The organism is Paenibacillus sp. Negev47, from assembly GCF_058313655.1.
On sequence record NZ_CM177754.1, the window covers coordinates 469,897 to 490,685 of the forward strand.

Below are 20,789 nucleotides of genomic sequence, written 5' to 3' on the forward strand. Positions count from 1 at the left end.
CAACTAGGGGCGTAGACATACGCTCCTTTTTGGATATATAGAAATCCAACGAAATCAAGGAGTGAGCTTGGGAATGACAGATCCATTACAACCGGAAAACTGGCCTGCCTGGGCTACAGAGCCGGTAGAAATTGCTCCGGCTAACCCCAATTGGAGTGTGCAGGCTCGGGAAGAAATTCGGCAACTCCAATACCTTTTACAGCAGTTTAATATTCATCGATTCGAACATATCGGAAGTACATCTATTCCAGGGTTACCCGCCAAGCCCATTATTGATCTGATGGCAGAGGTACAGTCATGGGATGACATGGATCTGATTGCGGATCAGCTGAATCCGGTAGGCTGGAACTATGTTCCGCCTGAACTGGATGGCCGGGAATACAGAAGATTCTGGGTCAGGGTTAAGGATGGGAAGAGAGCTTTACACCTTCATCTGATGCGCCCGGGAGAGGAACGTTGGGATCGCCAAATCAGGTTTCGGGATGTGCTGAGAAAACGCCCAGATCTGGTGGAAGCTTACGCTGTCCTGAAGGCGAAGCTGGCTGACGAGAACAAGGAAGACAGGGAATCGTATACCGCTGCCAAAACGCTGTTTATTTTACAAGTGCTTGATGAAGGCGTGTGATCGATTGAAAAGCGTGCCTATCAAAGACAGGCTGATCTATTTTTTTGCCGTCATGATAACCATGGCGGCAGGACTCGCATCCAGACACTTCGGTGAACGATTGCCGGGTTGGGTACATGCACATTTCGGAGATGCATTATGGGCAGGCACGATCTACTTCGGATTACGCATGATGTGGCCTCGTCGCAGCTTGGTATGGGCGATGTGTTTTAGCTGTGTGTTTAGCTGGCTCATTGAGTTCTCACAGTTGATTCAGACACCTTGGCTAATTGAGATACGTTCAACCGTATGGGGTGCTCTTGTTTTGGGACATGGTTTCCTGGTGATCGATCTGATTCGATATACAGTCGGTATTCTGTGCATGGTTGTGATAGACCGTTATTTTCTGAGAAATAAGATGGCGGGATGATGAACTGAAGTGAATCAGGGAGGTGCTCTGAGTGAATATAGAAAAACTTTTTGCTGAATTGCCCCAATTTGAAACCCAGCGGTTAAGACTGAGGCGCCTTACGATGGATGATCTCGAAGATTATTATGAGTTCGCCTCTGATCCGCGAGTGAGTCAGCAAAGCTTGTGGAACTGCCATGAGACGATGGAGGATTCGATACAATATATTCAGCGGGTAATGGATAATTATGAACGGAAAACGGTACATATCTGGGCTTTTGTCCTGAAGGAAACAGGAACGTTGATCGGGAGAGGTGGTATTTTTCATCTCAACGAATCCATGCAGAGTGCTGAACTAGGGTACGCCATAGCCAGTGATCACTGGGGCAAGGGCCTCGCAGCTGAAGCGATGCAACCCATCGTGGATTATTGCTTTCAGGAACTGGACTGCAATCGTCTGGAGGGGAAATGCAATGCAGGCAATGTGGGCTCCGAACGTGTAATGGAGAAGCTGGGCATGTCGTACGAAGGTTTGCTACGCAAACAGTTGAAGATCAAAGGTGTATTTACAGATCAAAAAGTGTACTCCCGTATCCGGGATGATCTATAATACTCCCAATGATGCATAGAGCACATCGCAGAAATTGAAGGAGGCGGAACCATGATCTACAGTATTATTTCCCGTTCTTTGTGGGAGCAAGTATCAAAGGGAAGTGAGTATGCACCAGTTAGCCTGGAGACGGACGGATTCATTCATTGTTCCACCAAGGAACAGATTCCATGGGTAGCCGGGCAATATTATGCAGGTCGCACAGATCTGTTATTGCTCAGTATTGATGAGAAGGCGTTAAAGCCGGAACTGGTATATGAGGATCTCTACGAATTGAATGAACTCTATCCACATATCTATGGAGAGCTCAATCTGGATGCGGTGCGTAAAGTCATTCCATTTGAACCGAATGCAGACGGTACGTTCTCATTCCCGGAATAAAGTAACATGTGACGTGTATCTGTCTGAACGTGATCAGGGGTCATCATACTTTTCCGAAGGGTGGTTAACGGATGGATATGAATCAGGTTTTTCTGGAGACAGCCGAGAAACAATTTTTGTATTACAAGCAGCTCGGAGAAAAAGCCATGGCACAACTGGAGCCCGAGCAGTTGTTTCAATCCTGGAATGAAGACGCGAACAGCATTGCTGTTATCGTAAAACATTTATGGGGCAATATGCTGTCCCGTTGGACAGATGTACTGACAACAGATGGTGAAAAACCGTGGCGTGAACGAGATGCCGAATTCGTGAATGATATTGCTTTCCGGGAAGAGTTGCTCTCTAAATGGGAGGAAGGCTGGAATTGTCTACTTGAAGCCATTCGTTCGTTTACCCCGGAACAATTGTCTCATATCATATACATTCGCAATGAAGGACACACCGTCATGGAGGCTATTATTCGGCAATTGGCACATTATCCGTATCATGTAGGACAGATTGTATTTGCCGCGAAAATGCTTAAAGAAACAGCGTGGGACAGTCTCTCGATTCCGAGAAACGGGTCTGCTCAATATAATGGTGGCAAATTTGCCAAACCGAAGGCACGAAAACATTTTACAGAAGATGAACTTCATATAGAAAAAGGTGAGGAACAACCATGACCCAAATCGCATTGATTCGCCATGGAAGCACAGCGTGGAATAAGGAAAAACGTTCTCAGGGACAGACGGATAATCCGCTGGATCAGGATGGAAGGGAACAGGCAGTATTACTTGCTGCGAGACTGGCCGAGGAATCCTGGGATGCCATCTATGCAAGTGACTTGGAGCGTGCAAGTGAGACGGCTCGCATCATCGGTGACCGCCTGGGCATTCAGGAGATACATCTGGACCCTAGGCTTCGTGAAATGGGCGGAGGACAGGTCGAAGGAACGACGGAAGCGGAACGCATAGCCAAGTGGGGAGTAGACTGGAGTACCCTGGATCTCGGACGGGAGCTTGCGGATGCAGGAACTGTTCGAGGCAGTGCGGTGCTTGAGGATATTGTACAGCAGCACCCCGATGGAAGAGTGATCGTTGTCAGTCACGGAGCTATCCTGCGGAATACACTGCGAGGTCTGGTGCCTGAACTGGATATCAGCGTGAAGCTGTCCAACACATCCATTACCCGGATCGCCAAGAAAGAGAATGTCTGGCAATGCGAATTGTACAATTGCAGCATGCACTTGGATTTGTCTGGGGAGTCTCGATAGATGGATGCTCTGACATTAAAGCGCTAGCTAAAATTTGTGGGAAAAGGGGGAGATGGGATGACCAAACAGCCGTATTCATGGACGAAGGAGATGCTATCTCCGCTGGGTGAAACAGCCGTTATTATCGATTGCGGGGATGACTTGTCTGAAGTCGTACACCGCAGGGTGATGTCCATATGTGCTTTGTTGGAAAAGTCCACGTTGCCTGCGATGATCGAATGGGTACCTTCATACACGTCCGTCACGCTGTTCTATGATCCGTTTATCTCCTCTCACCCTCAGTTATGCCAGATTCTACTTCAACAGTTGAATCAAATGAAGGAATCCGTACAAGCCAAGCCCAGAACGGTCACAATTCCCGTATGTTACGGTGGCGAGTGGGGGCCTGATCTGGACTATGTTGCTATTAAACATGGACTGACCCCAGAGGAAGTTATTGCGATACATACAGCCGGGGACTATCTCGTACACATGATTGGATTCGCACCGGGTTTTCCTTATCTCGGCGGGTTATCCGAACGGATTGCTACGCCCAGACGAGCAACGCCAAGGCTCCGGGTTGAGGCTGGTACAGTAGGTATTGGTGGCAAGCAGACGGGAATCTATCCGGTAGACACACCTGGAGGCTGGCAATGTATCGGACGAACGCCGCTCCGGTTGTTTCGTCCGGATGAGCATGTGCCGAGTTTGCTGGCAGCAGGTGATCGGGTTCGATTTGAACAGATTACGATGCAGGAGTACCTGGAGCTAAAGTGGAAGGAGGGCGAAGGATGAGTATTGAAGTGATCCGAGCTGGTCTGTTATCTACCGTTCAGGATGAAGGCAGAACCGGCTATCGCCGGTATGGTATTCATCCTGGCGGGGTCATGGACACCTTTGCGGCCAGAGCAGCTAATATGCTTGTTGGTAATTCCCGTCATGCAGCGGTACTTGAGATGACGATGACGGGGCCAGAGCTTCGGTTCGAGAAGAGCCAGCTTGTCTCATTATGTGGAGCCGATCTGACGGCAACCGTGGATCATCTGCCTATACCGTTATGGCGTCCTGTGCTGCTGCGTGCAGGAAGTTTACTAAAGTTTGGCCAATGTCGTCATGGCTTGCGCGGTTATCTGGCGATTGCGGGTGGAATAGCTGTACCTGAAGTCATGGGTAGTCGAAGCACAGATCTCAAGACAGGTCTTGGCGGTGTGGAGGGGCGAGCTTTGCACGTGGGGGATCTGTTGTCTACGGGGGAACCTTCTGTTGAAGCGCAAGTATGGATGGAGCGGATGGAGAAGCAGGTAAAGGAGAACGAACGGAACCACCGAATATTGGCGCCTGGGTGGTTCTTGTCTGAGCGGGAAAGACCTGACTATGATGGCAGATCTGTTATTCGCGTAATGCAGAGCAAGGACAGTTTGCTGTTCAGCCAAGAAAGTCTGGAGCAATTCTATGGCGAAAAATATGTCGTTTCTCCGCAATCGGATCGGATGGGCTATCGATTGCAAGGGTCAAGGCTGGTGCTGGATCAACCGTTGGATCGGTTGTCTGAAGCTGTTACCTATGGCACGGTGCAGGTGCCGCCGGATGGGCAGCCCATCATCTTGATGGCAGACCATCAGACGATTGGAGGTTATCCTGTGATTGCACAGGTAACCCGGGTAGATATGCCAATTTTGGCTCAGGCCAAGCCAGGCTCCCGAATTTCTTTTAAACAGATTACGCATGATCAAGCCCGGCAGTTGTACATGGAAGAGGAATGCAACATGCAGCTCATCGACAAGCTGATACGAAGAAGAATGGCAGAAATGGAGGGCACTCAATGAATACCTCGAATACCTTGGATATCAATTGTGATCTGGGTGAAAGTTATGGTATATATCGCACTCTATCGGATGAGGCCATTCTACCCTTGATTACGTCAGCCAATATTGCCTGCGGTTTTCATGCAGGGGACCCGGCTACGATGCGACTGACCGTGGAGAGAGCGCTGGAGCATCAGGTTGCGATTGGAGCCCATCCCGGGTTGCCGGATCTTCAAGGGTTTGGCAGGAGACAAATGGAGATTACGCCGCAGGAAGCATATGACATGGTGGTATATCAGATCGGTGCGCTGGATGCCTTTGTCCGTGCAAGTGGGGGGCACATGCATCACGTGAAACCGCACGGTGCCTTGTACAATATGGCCGCAGAAGATGCGAAGCTTGCTGGAGCCATCGCGGAGGCGATCTATCAAGTGCAGCCTGAACTGTATCTGTATGGTCTGGCGGGCAGTGAGCTGATTCAATCAGCGAATCGCATCGGTCTGCGTAGTGTGAGCGAGGTGTTTGCGGATCGAACCTACGGGGGAGATGGGAAGTTAACTCCTCGCAGCCAAGCCGGAGCCCTCATTGAAGAATCGGAACAAGCGATTGCTCAAGTGCTTCGGATGGTGAAAGATGGAGTGGTTGTATCCACGGATGGTACGCTGGTTCCCATTAAGGCAGAGACCGTCTGTATCCACGGTGACGGAGCGAATGCTCTGGCATTTGTGCAAGAGATTCGTCGGGTACTGGAATCGGAAGGCATTAAGCTGTCCGCGCAAACAGCTGGATGATATGTCTGTTCAGCAGAACAACAGTTTACAGATTGTTTTGTTAAATTGATATGTGAAACTTGGAATGACAAGGAGTGAAGAACAGAATGAAACCCATACGCAACTCGGCAAAGGCCGTCATTGTGCAGGATGCACGATTGCTGGTCATCCGGCTGGAAGACCAATATGGTACCGCTTATGTGTTCCCAGGTGGGGGACAGGAGAAGGGTGAAGAACTCAAGGATGCGGTCGCGCGCGAATGTCTGGAGGAGATTGGTCAGGCTGTGAACGTGGGAGAGTTGTTACATATCCGGGAGTATATAGGAAAAAACCATGAATTCGCCGAGTGGGATGCAGATATCCACCAGGTTGAATTTTATTTTGCGTGCAGCCTGAAGGATCCGGAGGCAACTATTTTTGAAGGCTCCAATCCTGACGACTACCAAGTCGCCGTGGAATGGATTGCACTTGAAGATCTGTCCCAGATTCGTTTATATCCTAAAACGATTGGCGAGTTGCTACTTACATCGGGCTCTTCCTCAATCTATCTTGGAGATCTGAATTAAATCAGCCAAGAAGAAATCTCGTGCTAGCCCTTTTATGTAAACATTTTTATGAATAACTTTTCCAATTTTGTCACGTTTGCGTATCGGTTCATGGATTCACCATAGGTGAGGTGGGTACACTATAAGTACAGGCTTATTACAAAAGCATTTGCATAATTAAAATCGACTTGCTCTCTGATTATCTTGTTAATTGAAGAAGGTCCTTTTGATTTTGCAAAAAGCTAATAGAACAATCTAATTAGCAAGTATTGAAGTTGTAATAATTTATACACCACCCTTGATTTGAAGAACTGTAGACGTAGTGGAGGGGACGGAATCGATTCTGGAGAGCGAAGCGTTCGCTTGTGTCCTAGATTTCACTTATATATCTTTTGGAATTAAACATTTACACGATAACGGAGAGGACAGAAGAAACCTGAAAAAGCGAAGCGTTCGCCTTTATCACCGGATTTTTCCCTTGAGAAAGGGAATCAAAAAAATCTGGGGATAACAGCGATTGGAAGGTTGTTCTGTCATCGCAGTGTCAGTGTAAAGCGTCTTTAATCCAATATATACGAGGAAAAGATCAGGACCATTGCTAGACAACAGCGATTCAAAGAACGATCCGTACCCGGAACGGCCGCCTACACAGTCCTTCCAACATTCCCTCAAACCGAAAGGAGCACTTCCCATGAACCAGACTGAATTGGAACAAAACATTGTAAAAGCATTGGAAAACAACCCTTTTTGCAGCTTCTCCACTGTGGAGAACGGTAAACCAAAATCCCGTTATATGGCGCTTTTTAACGATGGACTGAACATTCATCTGGCAACGAACCGCCGCACACACAAAGTCGAAGAGCTGGAGAATAATCCGAATGTTAGCCTTCTGCTCGGTTATGAGGCTGGTGGCTCCAAGGAAGTAGTTGAGATCGAAGGAACCTGTGAAGTGACGAAGAATGAAAGCTTGCGTGAGCAGGTATGGAACGACGAACTGAAGGCATGGTTCGATGGACCTAACGATCCGAACTATGTCATTCTGGACATCACACCAGCTCGTATTGAATACACAGGGAAAGACCACGAGCACCACGTATGGGAACAATAATTCGAATATGAAAATAACCTCTGCACTTAGCTTCCGTATGCGGAAATACACGCAGAGTTCAATCCAACCGTGAAAGCCATGTAGGCTTCACGGTTTTTGGTGTGGATGAATAATGATGAAATGGATATCAATGTAAGGCGCATGTAATATACGTATTTTGAAACAAATAAGCACTTTATACCTACTAAAATGTTGAAAAAATGTCGAAATCACGCATGATAATGTAAACTCGGCTTGGTATGTGCGGGTAATGTAAAAAATAATGCTTTCCAATGGCTGAACATTGCGTTATGATTTGGAATGTAAACGACAAGCACAGACATAAATAGATGTTCATGTGAGATAAACTTACCTGAAATTCCGATGCATGTCATCAGAGCTTCAGTACGCACAACCCATGAAATCTATCTTTTTTCTGCGCCTGTTCGTCTGCCCATTCATGCATGATTCAATGTACATAACGGGAGGGGTTATTTTGAAAACGAGTAAAAAAGTATTATCAAGCCTGACTGCCGCTTTGGTTGCATTAAACGTGCTTGCGGTATTTCCGGTACCTGTATCGGCTGCGGATGCTGCCAAGGTTAAACTGCGGATCATGGAGACAACAGACATTCATGACAATCTGGTTAACTATGACTACTATTCCGACAAAGAGACAGATCAGTATGGACTCGCCAAAACAGCTACACTGATCAAGAAAGCACGCGACGAAGCCAAGAACAGCCTGCTGTTCGATAATGGTGATCTGATTCAGGGTAACCCGCTGGGAGACTATGTTGCGAAGATTGATCCTCTGAAAAAGGGTGAGACTCACCCTGTATATAAAGCGATGAATCTGCTCGATTATGATGCAGGTAACATCGGTAACCATGAATTCAACTATGGTCTGGACTTCCTAGACATGACGTTGGAGGGAGCGAACTTTCCTTACATTAATGCCAATGTCTATTTAAACGATGGTGATGATGATGAGACGAATGACAAGAACTATTTCACACCATATGAGATTTTGGACAAAAAAGTAACGGATGAGACTGGGAAGGAACATACGATCAAAGTGGGTGTGATCGGATTCGTGCCGCCACAAATCATGCAGTGGGACAGCGCTAATCTTGAAGGCAAAGTAATCGCCAAAGATATTATCGCTACTGCGAAAAAATTCATTCCTGAGATGAAAGCAAAAGGTGCAGACATTATTGTAGCTATTCCTCACTCCGGATTTGAGGAAATTCCTCAAACGGATCTGATGGAGAACTCCGTATTGTATCTGAGCCAAGTTGAAGGCATTAATGCTATTCTGTTTGGACATGCCCACAAAGTATTCCCAAGCGCTGATTTTGCCGGCAAAAAAGGGGTAGACCTTGAGAAAGGTACAATCAATGGCGTTCCTGCTGTAGAGCCAGGTTTCTGGGGTGATCACCTTGGAATTATCGATCTCGATCTGGAGTTGGTAGATGGCAAATGGAAAGTGGTTGATTCCAAAACGGAAGCACGCCCAATCTATGACACAGCCAACAAAAAGCCACTGGTAGATGCTGATCAGGACATCATTGATGCAGTTCATGAAGAGCATGAAGGTACATTGGAGTATGTACGTGGTCCGGTGGGCGAAACGACTGCACCAATCAACAGCTTCTTCGCGCTGGTTCAGGATGATCCATCCATTCAGATCGTAACGAATGCACAGAAATGGTATGTTGAAAAACATATGCAAGGTACGGAATATGAGAAAATTCCTGTATTATCCGCAGGTGCTCCATTCAAAGCGGGTGGACGTTCAGGCGCTTCGTATTACACGAATATTCCTACAGGAACCATTGCGATCAAAAACGTAGCGGACCTGTACGTGTATCCAAATACGGTACATGCTGTAATGGTTAACGGCGCAGAACTGAAAGAATGGCTGGAATGGTCTGCAGGCCAATTCAACCAGATCGACCCGGCCAAAGGTGGACAACAACAACTGATCAACAATGATTTCCCAACGTACAACTTCGATGTTATCGATGGCGTAACATATCAGATTGATGTAACCCAACCAGCCAAATATGATAGCAAAGCTGCGATTGTTAATGCATCCGCTAGTCGGATTAAGGATCTGAGCTTTAACGGCAAACCGGTTGACCCAGCACAAAAATTCATTGTAGCGACGAATAACTACCGTGCTTCTTCGTCCAAGTTGGCTAACCCGGACGGCAAACGAATCGTTCTGGCTGCACCAGATGAGAACCGTCAAGTGATCATCGACTACATCCGTGAAAATAAAACGATTAATCCAGCAGCGGACGGCAACTGGTCCCTGGCACCAATCAAACCATCTACTGGTGTAACTGCAGCGGCCCTGAACGATCTTGAAGTTGTGTTTGCTTCTTCACCGGATGCGAAAGATCTGGTTGAAGCGAATCCAGCGATGTCGTTCATCGGTACGAACAAAGAAGGATTTGCGGAGTATGGCTTGAAATTGACAGGTGAAGCAACGATAACAACTGAAACTGGTACGGAGCCAGCTCCAACGCCTAAACCAACGCCAACGCCTAAGCCACAACCTGAGAAACCGGCAACCAACAACAAGGTTGTATATGTAGTGAAAAAAGGAGATAACCTGTACCGCATCGGTTTGAAATATGGTGTGGACTGGCGTAAGCTTGCGACAGCTAACCAAATCTCAAATGTGCACAACTTGAAAGTTGGACAGAAAATCGTGATTCCCGCTTCTTAAGATTAATAAGCGGTGAGGAAGAGACCGACAGTCATCAGACTGTCGGTCTTTTTTTCTGCAAATTTGAATATATTTGTTCCAATAACCGTCATACAGGAAGTCATCAAATCAGTAGAGATTAATTTCAAGACCCATGATATAATATTTACAAACTTTGGGTATATACAAGTAAACATTAATGGACATGGAATCATAAATTGGCAAGGGGGTCCTACATGAATTGCAGTGGCTGCAGTCCAATCTATCCTATAGAGGGTCAAGGTACCTTGTACCTGCGTCCCAATTCCCCTGCTTTGCTGGAAGCGCTGCAAACGCCGGGAAGACCTATCGAAACGTCGGATGACATGATGTGGATGCATTTCTCGAATCTTGAGGCGGTTCAGAGCTTGATAGAGGAGATCGTGCAAATGGAGCCAACGTTAACTCACTCCCTAACCGTTCAGATTATGCCTTTATACGAAAAGGCCAGCAATGAAAGCTGGATCAGTCTATGTATGCAGCAATCTCGTCTCAAACATGCCGATCTGGTTACCATTATTTTGGAGCACCAATTCAGCAGTCATATGCAGCCCATCGTTGATGCATCGGAGCAAATTATTGGGTATGAGTTTTTACTTCGTCCGTCCGATCATGGAAAATCCTTCAGTTCCTATGAATTATTTGAAGTTGCGCGAGCGACCGGGTTACATTCTTTTCTGGATCGAACTGCGCGTATTACTGCTATAGAGACCAGTGCCCTATTTCTGCCGCCTGGTGTTAAACGCTTCGTGAATTTCCTGCCTTCCTCCATATATAACCCCGAATATTGTCTGACACATACGTTTGAAGCGATTGAACGTCTTTCGCTTGACCCTAAAGATTTTGTGTTTGAAGTCGTGGAAACAGAGCAGATTCAGCATATGTCCATCCTGCAGCATATCTTTGAGGTGTATCGATCCCGTGGAATGTCCGTTGCACTGGATGATGTGGGTGCTGGATATTCGACAATAGAGTTGATGAATCGGTTAGAACCGGATTTTGTCAAAATAGATCGAAGTCTTATTGACCGTTGTGATCAGGATTCGACCAAACAACAGAAGATTCTTCATATTGTTGAGATGTCGAGTCGATTTGGAGGTCAAGTACTTGCAGAGGGGATCGAGCGAATGGAAGAGTTTGAATTCTGCCGTTCTATAGGTATTGAGCTTGCACAAGGCTACTATTTCGGTAAACCTTCGGCACAACCCCCAGATGGCCCGTATTCTAACACTCTGTCTAGTTTTATTGAATAAAAACAGCAACCTTACATTGTACAAGTCACTTCTGATCAGAAGTGGCTTGTTTGGTGTGCCTGCACTTTTTTCTCTCAAATAAATACTCTCCATTAGCCGATATATAAGATAAGCCTTATAGATTGATTCATACATACAAAGAAAGAGGCCATTTCTACATTTAGAGGGGGAGAAAGCAATGAGTGAAGCTCAGGATAATAAAATAATGAAAGCAGCAAAACCCGCCAAACCAAAACAAAATAAAAATAAAAAGAAGAATAAAAAGAAAGGTTTCGTATGGAATATAAGGAACAAACTATTGGTCTCTTTCTTGGCAGTTCTGCTCCTGCCAAGTCTGGCCATAGGCTTGATCACACTAACGATGGCTGAAGATGGCGTACAAGGACAGTTAGTAGACAGCGCCCTGCAAAGTGTGAACACGGCCAATACCATTGTAGAAAGCCAAGTGAATTACAAGATTCATGACATTAACTATTTTGCAGATGCCATTGATTCAGCCCTCATTAAAGGAGAGAACGATAGTCCTGAGGTTCAGGTGAAGCTGGAGCAATACCTGGGCTTGCATCCGGATGCTCTGAACATCTTTGTAGGAACCCAAGAGGGAGTTATGGTGCGTGGTAAGGCCAAGACTGGAAATGCTCAAGAGGCCAATTATGATCCTAGGGAGCGGGAGTGGTACAAACTTGCGATGGAGAAGCCAGGTGCACCCGTCGTATCAGCTGTATCCGTTAATACGGACGGCGTTGCCGTTGTGTTTATCTCCAAAACATTAAAAGACCAATCCGGGGTTGTCGGTTTGTCTCTGGATCTGACAGATCTTCAAGAGCAGGCATCTATCAAGGTGGGTAAAGAAGGTTACGTCATGATTATGGATGCGAACAAAAATTATGTCGTATCCCCTGTAGTAGACGCAGGTACGCCGGAAACGAGTGGATTGCTGGATGAAATGTATGAAGGTCCGGAAGGTCAATTCGAATACGTATTCAACGATCAGCCGAAGATGATGATTTTCTCAACGAATGAAGCAACGGGATGGAAAATTGCCGGCACGATGCTCAAGAGTGAAATAACCGATGCGAGTAAGGACATTCGTATGGCTACATTTATAGTTATTCTTGCGGCCACGTTCCTTACGCTCATCTTTATTATCTGGTTCACGCGTTCCATGCTGCGTCCAATCAAGCGACTGCAGGAATCAGCCAGAGCTGTAAGTAAAGGTGATCTGACCGTGAAAATGGAAACGGGTCGTAAAGATGAAGTCGGTGATCTGGCGAAGTATTTCGAGCGTATGGTGGATAACCTGCGGATGATGATTCTCGGTGTACAGGAGACGACAGAGCAAGTATCGGCTTCTTCTCAAGAATTGTCTGCAAGTGCAGAACAAACCACCAAAGCAATTGAACATTCAACACTAGCCATTCAGGAACTGGCTGAAGGTGCAGAGCAGCAGGTGAACAGTGTGAGAGACGGATCTGGACAGATGAGCCGAATGGCAGAAGATGTTCGGATGATGTCGGAGCGTGTGCAGTCGATCACAGCCAATATGCGTAATACGTCCGGAGCGGCTTCTTCTGGGAATGAGGCCGCAGGACAGGCTGTTGTGCAGATGAACAGTATTCAGGAAACGGTGGAACAGCTCGGAACGGTAGTCCGGTCTCTGAATGCCCGTTCGGTTGAGATTGGCAGTATGGTTGATGTTATAGCATCGATCTCCAAACAAACCAACTTGCTCGCATTGAATGCTTCCATTGAAGCGGCAAGAGCGGGGGATGCGGGTCGTGGATTTGCTGTCGTAGCTGGAGAAGTACGTAAACTGGCAGAAGAATCCGGTAGCTCGGCAGGGCAGATCGGTGAGCTGGTACACAATATCCGTCAGGACATGGATGCTGCTCTTATCGCCATGAATGCTGCTCAGACGCGAGTGGGTGAAGGCATCCAGGCCGTGAATACGTCAGGACAATCGTTTGCCCAGATTCGGGAGGCGGTGAAAGATGCTGTTCATACATTGGATGACTTGTCCGAAACAACGAAGCAGCTGGAGAGCGGTGCATCCCACGTTGCCAAGGCGATGAGCGATATTTCCAATGTGACCCAGGAATCGGCTGCGAATACAGAATCCGTGTCTGCATCTTCGCAAGAACAACTGGCATCGGTAGAAGAGATTGCATCATCCTCAGCACATCTGAATAGCATGGCAGAACAATTACAAGGACTGCTCGGCATGTTCAAGATGGTGGAGGATACACCGAAGGATAAGAGTAGCGATAAATCCTGATATGGGGATAGCGAAACCTACTATATAAATTGAACTAAACGTTTACACGAAACGGAGAGGATAGAAAGAACCTGAAGAAGCGGAGCTAAAAGCTTTCTGCAAGAAAGCTACTTCGGAAGCATATACATCGCCTTTATCCCCGGATTTACCCTTTATAAAAGGAATCAAAAAAATCTGGGGATAACAGCGTTCGGAAGGTTGTTCTGTCATCGGAGTGTCCAGTGTAAATTCTTTAGTTCAACTTATATACATACATAAAAGAAGAAAATAAAGATAGACATTGCCTGCGGCCCTGTATAAATAAATCGTCTAGTTCTTCCGCGCATAGTGCGGTGCATTGATCTATGCCAATGTCATTGGTTCCGATCTGGGTCCCAAAATGACCCCGATTGGATCACTTGCCACATTGCTGTGGCTGCACGTGTTGTCCCGCAAAGGTGTGAAGATAACATAGAAGAAACAAGTCTCTTTCTCCATTAAAGAATTTACATCAGGTCAGCCTATTATAGGGCTAGCCTTCTTTGCCTACACCTCAGGCAGGAGATTGAAATGCCTGAGATCCAACGAGCGCTGACACAGCGAAGGGAACGGAACGATTGTGGAAAAGCGAAGCGTTCGCCTTTATCCCCGGATGTATTCCTTGGGAATAGTAAATCATATAGATACGGGGATAACAGCGATTGAAACATCGTCCGTTCCCGAAGCGGCCACTTCAGCGCAAAGTGAATCCCAAATATTTCAAAATGCTGCCGACATTTTTAACATTGCGTTTACAAAACACTGATTTTAAGATGACATACTGAAACTACAATGAGTAAAGAGTTGATGGTGAACAAACAAATTCACAAAACGCCATCACTACATTGGGGGAGGAAAACAAAACATGTTTAAAAAGTTGCCGTTTATTTTGATGACCTTAACGTTCGTACTGGTACTCGCAGCATGCGGATCGAAGAATGACGCTGGTACAGAGGGTGCCGCAAGCAATGGATCGGGAGAAGCTGCTACTGAGCTTAGCGGTAACATTCTGGCAGTCGGATCGACAGCATTGCTACCTCTGGTAGAACAAGCTGGACAGAAATTTATGGCAGTTGATGAATATAAGAACGTAACGGTTCAAGTTCAAGGTGGCGGTAGTGGTACTGGTTTGACACAAGTATCTGACGGACAAGCTACAATCGGTAACTCTGATGTATTTGCAGAAGAGAAGCTGGAGGACGAAGCCAAAGTAAAAGAACTGGTTGACCATCAAGTAGCGGTTGTAGCTATGGCACCAGTTAGCAACAAAGATACAGGTGTAGAAGATTTGACGAAGCAACAACTGATCGACATTTTCTCCGGTAAAGTAACGAACTGGAAAGACGTTGGTGGTGCGGATCAAGCAATCGTTATTGTAAACCGTCCGGGTAGTTCAGGTACTCGCGCGACATTTGAGAAGTATGCACTTGGTGCAAAAATGGATGATATCCCAGGTTCAATTCAAGAAGATTCTTCTGGTAACGTAAGAAAATTGGTAGCTGAAACACCAGGTGCTATTGGTTACCTTGCCTTGTCTTACTTGGATGACAGCTTGCAAGTGTTGAAATACGAAGGTGTAGAAGCAACAGTTGAGAACGTAGAAGCAGGAACTTACCCAGTATGGGCTTACGAGCACATGTATACGAAAGGTAAGCCAGATGCAGCAACACAAGCATTCTTGGACTACATCTTGAGTGACGAAATTCAACAAAATGACGTGACAGAACTTGGATACATTCCAATGTCAGGTATGAAAGTAAAACGCGATGCAGCAGGTAATGTGATTCAATAATCTTTGAACTTGCGCATACGGCGAAAGAGGCGGACTTAGGTCCCGCCTCTTTACGCGGTTTGCTCTGAAATAATCCCATATTTTGCATTAATTCTACTATAGAAGGATGGTTGTTATGGAACAGACCGAAGGGGGAACGGTAATGAATAACAAGTTGAAACCGCGCCGGCCCTTAAAAGAGAAACATTATTGGGAAGAGTGGACGGGACGGATCTATACGTCGATTTGTGTCGTTTTCCTGATCGTTGTCATGTTTTCCATTGTTTATTTTGTAGCGTCCAAGGGACTATCAACATTTTTCCAAAATGGAATAAGCATAAGTGAATTTCTTGGTGGGAAAACGTGGAATCCAACTGGAGAACCTGCTTTCTACGGGGCATTGCCGTTCATTACAGGTTCTTTCATTACAACCTTGCTTGCAGCAGTGATCGCAAGTCCGCTTGGCTTGTGTGCAGCACTCTTCATGACAGAAATTGTCCCGGGTAAAGGGAAAAAGATATTGCAACCTGCGATTGAGCTCTTGTCTGGAATTCCGTCCGTTGTGTACGGATTTATCGGTCTGAGTGTTATCGTACCCTTACTGCGCAGTATCTTTGGTGGGACAGGCGTCGGGATTGCAGCCGGATGTCTTGTTCTCGCTGTAATGATTCTTCCTACGGTGACAAGTATTATGGCAGATGCATTGTCCGCTTTGCCAAAAGGATTGCGTGAATCCTCGTACGCACTGGGTGCCACTCGCTGGCAAACCATCTACCGTGTCATTATTCCAACGACCTTGCCTGCTTTGTTGACAGGTGTCGTTTTGGGTATGGCCCGTGCTTTTGGTGAGGCACTTGCTGTGCAGATGGTTATCGGTAATGCACCGCATGTTCCAACATCCTTGCTCGAATCGGCTTCAACATTAACAAGTGTAATTACACTCAGCATGGGTAACACCACGATGGGTTCTGTTCATAACAATGCACTGTGGAGTATGGCGCTTGTCCTGCTGGTGATGACATTTGTCTTCGTCATTCTGGTTCGCCTGCTTGAAAGGAGGAACCGGGTATGAAAATGAAGGCAAAGACGGTAGATAAAGTTGCAACATCCGTTATCGTTGTATTGGCCCTGTTCATTGTTATTCTATTGCTCGGTCTGCTTGGATTCATCATGTTTAGAGGAATTGGACATATTAGCTGGAACTTCCTGACAAGCGCACCACAGTTGCTTAAGGGTGGCGGCGGAATTGGTCCACAGCTCTTTAACTCCGTATTCTTGCTAATTCTGACCTTGATTGTTACCATTCCACTCGGATGGGGCGGTGGGATTTACATGGCGGAATACGCCAAACCAGGCAGGATCACCAGCTTCATTCGTCTGGTCGTTGAAGTATTGTCATCATTCCCTTCCATCGTTATCGGTTTGTTTGGACTCTTATTGCTTGTAAATACATTTGGTCTTGGTTTCTCCCTGATCTCGGGTGCCTTGGCTCTGGCGATCTTTAACTTGCCACTGATGGTACGGACAACGGAGCAGGCTTTTCGGGCCGTTCCGAAGGAACAGAAGGAAGCAGGTCTGGCGCTCGGGTTGTCCAAGTGGAAGATTATCACTTCCATTCTGCTGCCTGTAGCATTGCCGAGCTTGATTACGGGTACGATCCTGGCTTCCGGCCGGATCTTCGGTGAAGCAGCCGCGCTGATGTTCACCGCAGGTATGAGTAGTCCACCATTGGACTTTACAGATTGGAATCCGACGAGTCCAAGATCACCGCTTAATCCTTTCCGTCCGGCAGAGACACTTGCTGTCCATATCTGGAAAGTGAACAGTGAAGGCATTGGGCCAGATTCCAAAGAAGTGGCAGCAGGGGCATCCGCCGTGCTTGTCATTCTCGTACTGGCGTTCAATCTAAGTGCACGCTGGATCGGCCGGGTTGTATTCCGCCGTATGACAGCTTCGAAATAAGGAGGAACCAACATGGCCATACCTTTTGGTACGGAACAGTTAAGCATATATTATGGACATTTCCAGGCGGTCAAGCAGATCAGCCTGACGTTTCCCGAAGCAAGCGTAACGGCTCTTATTGGACCGTCTGGTTGCGGTAAATCCACGTTCCTCCGGTCGCTTAACCGGATGAACGACGAGATTGCCGGTTCCCGTACAGAGGGACATATCTGGATGGACGGTAACGATCTGAATGAGCCTGGAACCGATGTAATCAAGCTTCGCCAGAAGATTGGCATGGTGTGGCAGAAGCCGAATCCTTTTCATAAGTCCATCTACAACAATATCGCGTTTGGCCCCCGCTACCGCGGTACGAAGAGTAAGAAGGCACTGGATGAAATTGTGGAAAAAAGCTTGCGTCGTGCTGCGCTCTGGGATGAAGTGAAGGACAGACTGCATGAGTCAGCTCTGTCTCTCTCTGGCGGACAACAGCAGCGTTTATGTATCGCTCGCGCTTTGTCTGTTGAACCACAGATTCTGCTGCTCGATGAGCCGGCATCTGCCCTTGATCCAGTCTCCACGGGTAAGGTTGAGGAATTGATTACCGAGCTTAAGAAAGATCTGCGGATCGTCATTGTTACCCATAACATGCAGCAGGCGGCACGTATCTCGGATTACACGGCTTATTTCTATCTGGGAAGTATGGTTGAGCACGGGGATACAGAGCACATTTTCACGAACCCGGACAATCGCCTGACGCAAGAATACATTATGGGACGTTTCGGTTAATTGGATCATGGAGTGTAACATAGAGTAATAGAGATAAAGAAATAAATAGAGATAAAAGAAAGCACAATGCCTGGACGGTTGTTCGGGGGTTGTGCTTTTTTTAATTTATAACTTTGGGAGAATTTTCTGTCTGCGGAATAAACATTATGCTACGATATTTAGTGTGAGGAGAACGTTTACATAACTCCGAAGGAGATGTTGATAATCACTACGGATAAGATGTCTTATGACCACATGGCAACTGATATCATACAGAACTACACGATTGAAAAACCTGTCGTTTCCTATATTCGTCACAACGAGAATCTGACGTATCATGTCGTGGATGAAGCGAGCGGACAGAAGTATCTGCTGCGTATACATCAAGCCGCATATGCAAGTATGTCAGGGATTCAACATACGCTTCCTGCACTGGAAGCGGAGATGAACATGCTCTACGAATTAAACGAAACCACAGCATTGCGTGTGCAGTACCCTGTACGAAATGCATCAGGCGAATGGGTAACGGTATGGACAAGTGAAGCGGGGGAAGAGATCTGTTGTACGGTACTGGAGTGGATTGAGGGCAGGGACATCCAGCAGGGAGAGCGCCTGACAACAGAGCAAATCAATGACCTGGGTACTCAATTGCAGACGCTTCATCAATGGGGTCGTGTACAGGAAACATCTGAAGAGGCTTGGGGTACGGATGAAAGCACCGGGATGAGTGGAGTTCAACAAGGGGACAGCGGGCAATGGCAAACAGCTCAGATGGCTGTTCGCCCAGCCTACGGAAGCATCCAAGAAAATAATGTGATGCTGGAGCAACTGAAGGAAGGCGTCAGACTTGGGATTTTTACCACAGAAGACTTTGATCTGCTTCGAGAGACGTTCGAGAACATTAATGAGCAGTTAGCAACGTACCCGCAGCATGCGGAGACATGGGGAGTCATTCATGGCGATATTACCCGCAATAATCTGCTGATAACAGATCAGGGGATATCTATGATTGATTTTTGTCTATACGGGTATGGGTACTATCTTTTTGATGCTGGAGGAGCAGCACTTATGTTTAACCGGGAGGAGCGTGAACAGTTTCTATCTGGTTACACGAAACAGAGTGCACCGCTAACGGATCGGGATATCCGGTTAATGGAAGGGTTCATGTTGTTCTTTACACTGGGTTATTATGCCTTTCAGATGGCGAATGAATCGAGACACGATTGGATGAAAGACCGCATGCCGAAGCTGTGCAGCAAGTATTGTAGACCCTATGTACAGAACGAGAGCATCTTCTATGAGTTATGAGGTGTTTCCTTTTTGAGGAGCTATAACTTAGGATTAAGATTGTGGTATTACCTGGGCGTCCTGAACAATCGGAGTGCTCTTTTTGCATGCATTAGATAACGATCGTAATGGACATTTATGAAGAAAGTATAAACTCTGCGGAGAGCCAACATTTCTTAGCTACAATACAGTCATAGGAGGATGAAGCAGCGATGAGAGACAGCGAGAATATATTGCTGGTGGAGGATGATCCGGAGATTGCCCGAATTTTGAGAGATCATCTACGTCATGAGGGTTATGGGGTAACTTGGGCATCAAGCGGTTTGGAGAGCTGGGAAGACTTTAGGGAGGGGACCTATCAATTAGTCCTGCTGGATCTGATGCTGACGGATTACTTCAACGGACTTGAAGAGCGGTTTATGCCCATTATAGAAGCCTATTGGCAAGAGGATGGGGCAGATGTAGAACTATATTGGACTGTTATGGAAAGACAAGGTATAGAAAGCCACTGTGCGGATCTGATGCTCTTTAATCAGTATTTATGGCGTAAAGCCAGAGAGCTGGAAGAAAATGAATTGGCAAATCTTAAGCGAATCGATCAGGTTTATGAGATGATCAAGGGCGCCAATTGCCCCGGCTGCGTTTGGTTCTTCTCTGGAACCCGAAGATTATGGAAAAACATTAGCTGCTAAGTTGGTTGCTGGCGATGATGCGATTGCTCTATGGAATGATTTATCTGAAAATGATAAAGAAGCTGTCCGTGATTTTGCTGATAAGGGTGTTCCTTCAGTTGAAAAATTTGCCCAAGCAAATCTGTCTCAATCTACTCTTCAAAAGAATATTTCCGTTCTTTCTGAAGACCAGAGACTGGCTGTGCTCATTAATCTTATCCACGTTGGATATAATGAGACAACAAGCAGCCCCATTTCTACCCTTGCAACGGGCTATTCGGCAACGAAAACATATACAGCAACTAACGTTTTTGGCGGTACACTATATACACTTACACATAAGATCGCTTGGAACTCAGATGGAAGCTTTGTTGTATCTCCTGCTCCTTCGAGAACGATTACTCCGTCCACACACACAATTGGTTGGTCATATGAAGGGGCTACAGCTGATGATCAACGTGGCGGCGTAGGATACAATTTTTATGAATCTAACGTGGTTGGAAATTTCAAACTGACTGTTGTGTATGATGTACAAAATGTCTACCCAAGAATTTTCCTTAAAGGATGGGCTAACGGGACATTTGACTTCTCAGTTAGTGGTTAAT

21 protein-coding genes and 1 pseudogene are annotated in these 20,789 nt (G+C 46.5%); all 22 read left to right on the forward strand.

Features of this window, described 5'->3' with window-relative positions:
* Positions 1-73: 73 nt before the first annotated feature.
* The 22 genes and pseudogenes from AC4G47_RS02275 to AC4G47_RS02380 all read left to right on the forward strand — a co-directional run bounded on the left by AC4G47_RS02275 (position 74) and on the right by AC4G47_RS02380 (position 20,788).
* Complete coding sequence (locus tag AC4G47_RS02275; protein ID WP_491104575.1) at positions 74-625, forward strand: GrpB family protein; 552 nt, start codon at positions 74-76, stop codon at positions 623-625.
* Positions 626-638: 13 nt separating this feature from the next.
* On the forward strand, positions 639-1,034 hold the full coding sequence (locus tag AC4G47_RS02280) for a ribosomal maturation YjgA family protein (RefSeq protein WP_491106625.1): 396 nt from the start codon (positions 639-641) through the stop codon (positions 1,032-1,034).
* Between the two features lie 31 nt (positions 1,035-1,065).
* Complete coding sequence (locus AC4G47_RS02285; protein WP_491104577.1) at positions 1,066-1,623, forward strand: GNAT family N-acetyltransferase; 558 nt, start codon at positions 1,066-1,068, stop codon at positions 1,621-1,623.
* 51 nt (positions 1,624-1,674) lie between these two features.
* A complete protein-coding gene (locus AC4G47_RS02290) occupies positions 1,675-2,004 on the forward strand; it encodes a DUF952 domain-containing protein (RefSeq protein ID WP_491104579.1) in 330 nt (109 codons plus the stop codon).
* A 71-nt stretch (positions 2,005-2,075) separates the two neighbouring features.
* Complete coding sequence (locus AC4G47_RS02295) at positions 2,076-2,666, forward strand: DUF1572 family protein (RefSeq protein WP_491104581.1); 591 nt, start codon at positions 2,076-2,078, stop codon at positions 2,664-2,666.
* A complete protein-coding gene (locus AC4G47_RS02300; RefSeq protein ID WP_491104583.1) occupies positions 2,663-3,256 on the forward strand; it encodes a histidine phosphatase family protein in 594 nt (197 codons plus the stop codon). The genes AC4G47_RS02295 and AC4G47_RS02300 overlap by 4 nt, the downstream gene beginning before the upstream one ends.
* Positions 3,257-3,313: 57 nt before the next feature.
* Complete coding sequence (gene pxpB, locus AC4G47_RS02305) at positions 3,314-4,030, forward strand: 5-oxoprolinase subunit PxpB (protein ID WP_491104585.1); 717 nt, start codon at positions 3,314-3,316, stop codon at positions 4,028-4,030.
* Entirely contained in the window at positions 4,027-5,061 is a 1,035-nt protein-coding gene (locus AC4G47_RS02310) for a 5-oxoprolinase subunit C family protein (RefSeq protein WP_491104587.1), read from the forward strand. Before pxpB ends, AC4G47_RS02310 begins: the two co-directional genes overlap by 4 nt.
* Positions 5,058-5,831 (forward strand): LamB/YcsF family protein, encoded by a 774-nt coding sequence (locus AC4G47_RS02315; protein ID WP_491104588.1) that lies wholly within the window; start codon positions 5,058-5,060, stop codon positions 5,829-5,831. Before AC4G47_RS02310 ends, AC4G47_RS02315 begins: the two co-directional genes overlap by 4 nt.
* A gap of 86 nt (positions 5,832-5,917) precedes the next feature.
* Positions 5,918-6,376 carry an NUDIX domain-containing protein gene (locus AC4G47_RS02320; protein WP_458125073.1) on the forward strand — a complete coding sequence of 153 codons (459 nt, stop codon included), beginning with the start codon at positions 5,918-5,920 and terminating at the stop codon, positions 6,374-6,376.
* A gap of 670 nt (positions 6,377-7,046) precedes the next feature.
* On the forward strand, positions 7,047-7,463 hold the full coding sequence (locus AC4G47_RS02325; protein ID WP_458125074.1) for a pyridoxamine 5'-phosphate oxidase family protein: 417 nt from the start codon (positions 7,047-7,049) through the stop codon (positions 7,461-7,463).
* A gap of 475 nt (positions 7,464-7,938) precedes the next feature.
* On the forward strand, positions 7,939-10,182 hold the full coding sequence (locus tag AC4G47_RS02330; protein ID WP_491104590.1) for a bifunctional 2',3'-cyclic-nucleotide 2'-phosphodiesterase/3'-nucleotidase: 2,244 nt from the start codon (positions 7,939-7,941) through the stop codon (positions 10,180-10,182).
* Positions 10,183-10,397: 215 nt separating this feature from the next.
* Positions 10,398-11,453, forward strand: a complete 1,056-nt coding sequence (locus AC4G47_RS02335) for an EAL domain-containing protein (protein ID WP_491104592.1) — start codon at positions 10,398-10,400, stop codon at positions 11,451-11,453.
* Positions 11,454-11,631: 178 nt separating this feature from the next.
* Positions 11,632-13,728, forward strand: coding sequence for a methyl-accepting chemotaxis protein (locus AC4G47_RS02340; RefSeq protein WP_491104594.1), 2,097 nt, complete (start codon positions 11,632-11,634; stop codon positions 13,726-13,728).
* A gap of 334 nt (positions 13,729-14,062) precedes the next feature.
* Positions 14,063-14,179, forward strand: a pseudogene (locus tag AC4G47_RS02345) (ArsB/NhaD family transporter); the annotation flags it as partial.
* 432 nt (positions 14,180-14,611) lie between these two features.
* Positions 14,612-15,538, forward strand: a complete 927-nt coding sequence (locus AC4G47_RS02350) for a phosphate ABC transporter substrate-binding protein (RefSeq protein WP_458125078.1) — start codon at positions 14,612-14,614, stop codon at positions 15,536-15,538.
* Between the two features lie 115 nt (positions 15,539-15,653).
* Positions 15,654-16,589 (forward strand): phosphate ABC transporter permease subunit PstC, encoded by a 936-nt coding sequence (pstC, locus tag AC4G47_RS02355; protein ID WP_458125079.1) that lies wholly within the window; start codon positions 15,654-15,656, stop codon positions 16,587-16,589.
* A 2-nt stretch (positions 16,590-16,591) separates the two neighbouring features.
* Positions 16,592-17,479, forward strand: coding sequence for a phosphate ABC transporter permease PstA (gene pstA / locus AC4G47_RS02360; RefSeq protein ID WP_458127139.1), 888 nt, complete (start codon positions 16,592-16,594; stop codon positions 17,477-17,479).
* Between the two features lie 12 nt (positions 17,480-17,491).
* A complete protein-coding gene (gene pstB, locus AC4G47_RS02365) occupies positions 17,492-18,247 on the forward strand; it encodes a phosphate ABC transporter ATP-binding protein PstB (protein WP_145325655.1) in 756 nt (251 codons plus the stop codon).
* 234 nt (positions 18,248-18,481) lie between these two features.
* Positions 18,482-19,534: a phosphotransferase enzyme family protein gene (locus tag AC4G47_RS02370; protein WP_491104596.1), complete on the forward strand. Its 1,053-nt coding sequence runs from the start codon at positions 18,482-18,484 to the stop codon at positions 19,532-19,534.
* Positions 19,535-19,725: 191 nt separating this feature from the next.
* Positions 19,726-20,205 carry a response regulator gene (locus AC4G47_RS02375; protein ID WP_491104597.1) on the forward strand — a complete coding sequence of 160 codons (480 nt, stop codon included), beginning with the start codon at positions 19,726-19,728 and terminating at the stop codon, positions 20,203-20,205.
* A 1-nt stretch (position 20,206) separates the two neighbouring features.
* Positions 20,207-20,788, forward strand: coding sequence for a hypothetical protein (locus AC4G47_RS02380; protein WP_491104598.1), 582 nt, complete (start codon positions 20,207-20,209; stop codon positions 20,786-20,788).
* Position 20,789 lies beyond the last annotated feature (1 nt).

What these genes read in the sequence shown, in the direction of transcription:
- AC4G47_RS02290 (WP_491104579.1), top strand. Translation starts at nt 1,675, where the DNA reads ATGATCTACAGTATTATTTCCCGTTCTTTGTGGGAGCAAGTATCAAAG.
- AC4G47_RS02275 (WP_491104575.1), top strand. Translation starts at nt 74, where the DNA reads ATGACAGATCCATTACAACCGGAAAACTGGCCTGCCTGGGCTACAGAG.
- AC4G47_RS02340 (WP_491104594.1), top strand. Translation starts at nt 11,632, where the DNA reads ATGAGTGAAGCTCAGGATAATAAAATAATGAAAGCAGCAAAACCCGCC.
- AC4G47_RS02320 (WP_458125073.1), top strand. Translation starts at nt 5,918, where the DNA reads ATGAAACCCATACGCAACTCGGCAAAGGCCGTCATTGTGCAGGATGCA.
- AC4G47_RS02370 (WP_491104596.1), top strand. Translation starts at nt 18,482, where the DNA reads ATGGCAACTGATATCATACAGAACTACACGATTGAAAAACCTGTCGTT.
- AC4G47_RS02350 (WP_458125078.1), top strand. Translation starts at nt 14,612, where the DNA reads ATGTTTAAAAAGTTGCCGTTTATTTTGATGACCTTAACGTTCGTACTG.
- pstA (WP_458127139.1), top strand. Translation starts at nt 16,592, where the DNA reads ATGAAGGCAAAGACGGTAGATAAAGTTGCAACATCCGTTATCGTTGTA.
- AC4G47_RS02335 (WP_491104592.1), top strand. Translation starts at nt 10,398, where the DNA reads ATGAATTGCAGTGGCTGCAGTCCAATCTATCCTATAGAGGGTCAAGGT.
- AC4G47_RS02300 (WP_491104583.1), top strand. Translation starts at nt 2,663, where the DNA reads ATGACCCAAATCGCATTGATTCGCCATGGAAGCACAGCGTGGAATAAG.
- AC4G47_RS02310 (WP_491104587.1), top strand. Translation starts at nt 4,027, where the DNA reads ATGAGTATTGAAGTGATCCGAGCTGGTCTGTTATCTACCGTTCAGGAT.
- AC4G47_RS02375 (WP_491104597.1), top strand. Translation starts at nt 19,726, where the DNA reads ATGAGAGACAGCGAGAATATATTGCTGGTGGAGGATGATCCGGAGATT.
- pxpB (WP_491104585.1), top strand. Translation starts at nt 3,314, where the DNA reads ATGACCAAACAGCCGTATTCATGGACGAAGGAGATGCTATCTCCGCTG.
- AC4G47_RS02325 (WP_458125074.1), top strand. Translation starts at nt 7,047, where the DNA reads ATGAACCAGACTGAATTGGAACAAAACATTGTAAAAGCATTGGAAAAC.
- pstB (WP_145325655.1), top strand. Translation starts at nt 17,492, where the DNA reads ATGGCCATACCTTTTGGTACGGAACAGTTAAGCATATATTATGGACAT.
- AC4G47_RS02315 (WP_491104588.1), top strand. Translation starts at nt 5,058, where the DNA reads ATGAATACCTCGAATACCTTGGATATCAATTGTGATCTGGGTGAAAGT.
- AC4G47_RS02295 (WP_491104581.1), top strand. Translation starts at nt 2,076, where the DNA reads ATGGATATGAATCAGGTTTTTCTGGAGACAGCCGAGAAACAATTTTTG.
- pstC (WP_458125079.1), top strand. Translation starts at nt 15,654, where the DNA reads ATGGAACAGACCGAAGGGGGAACGGTAATGAATAACAAGTTGAAACCG.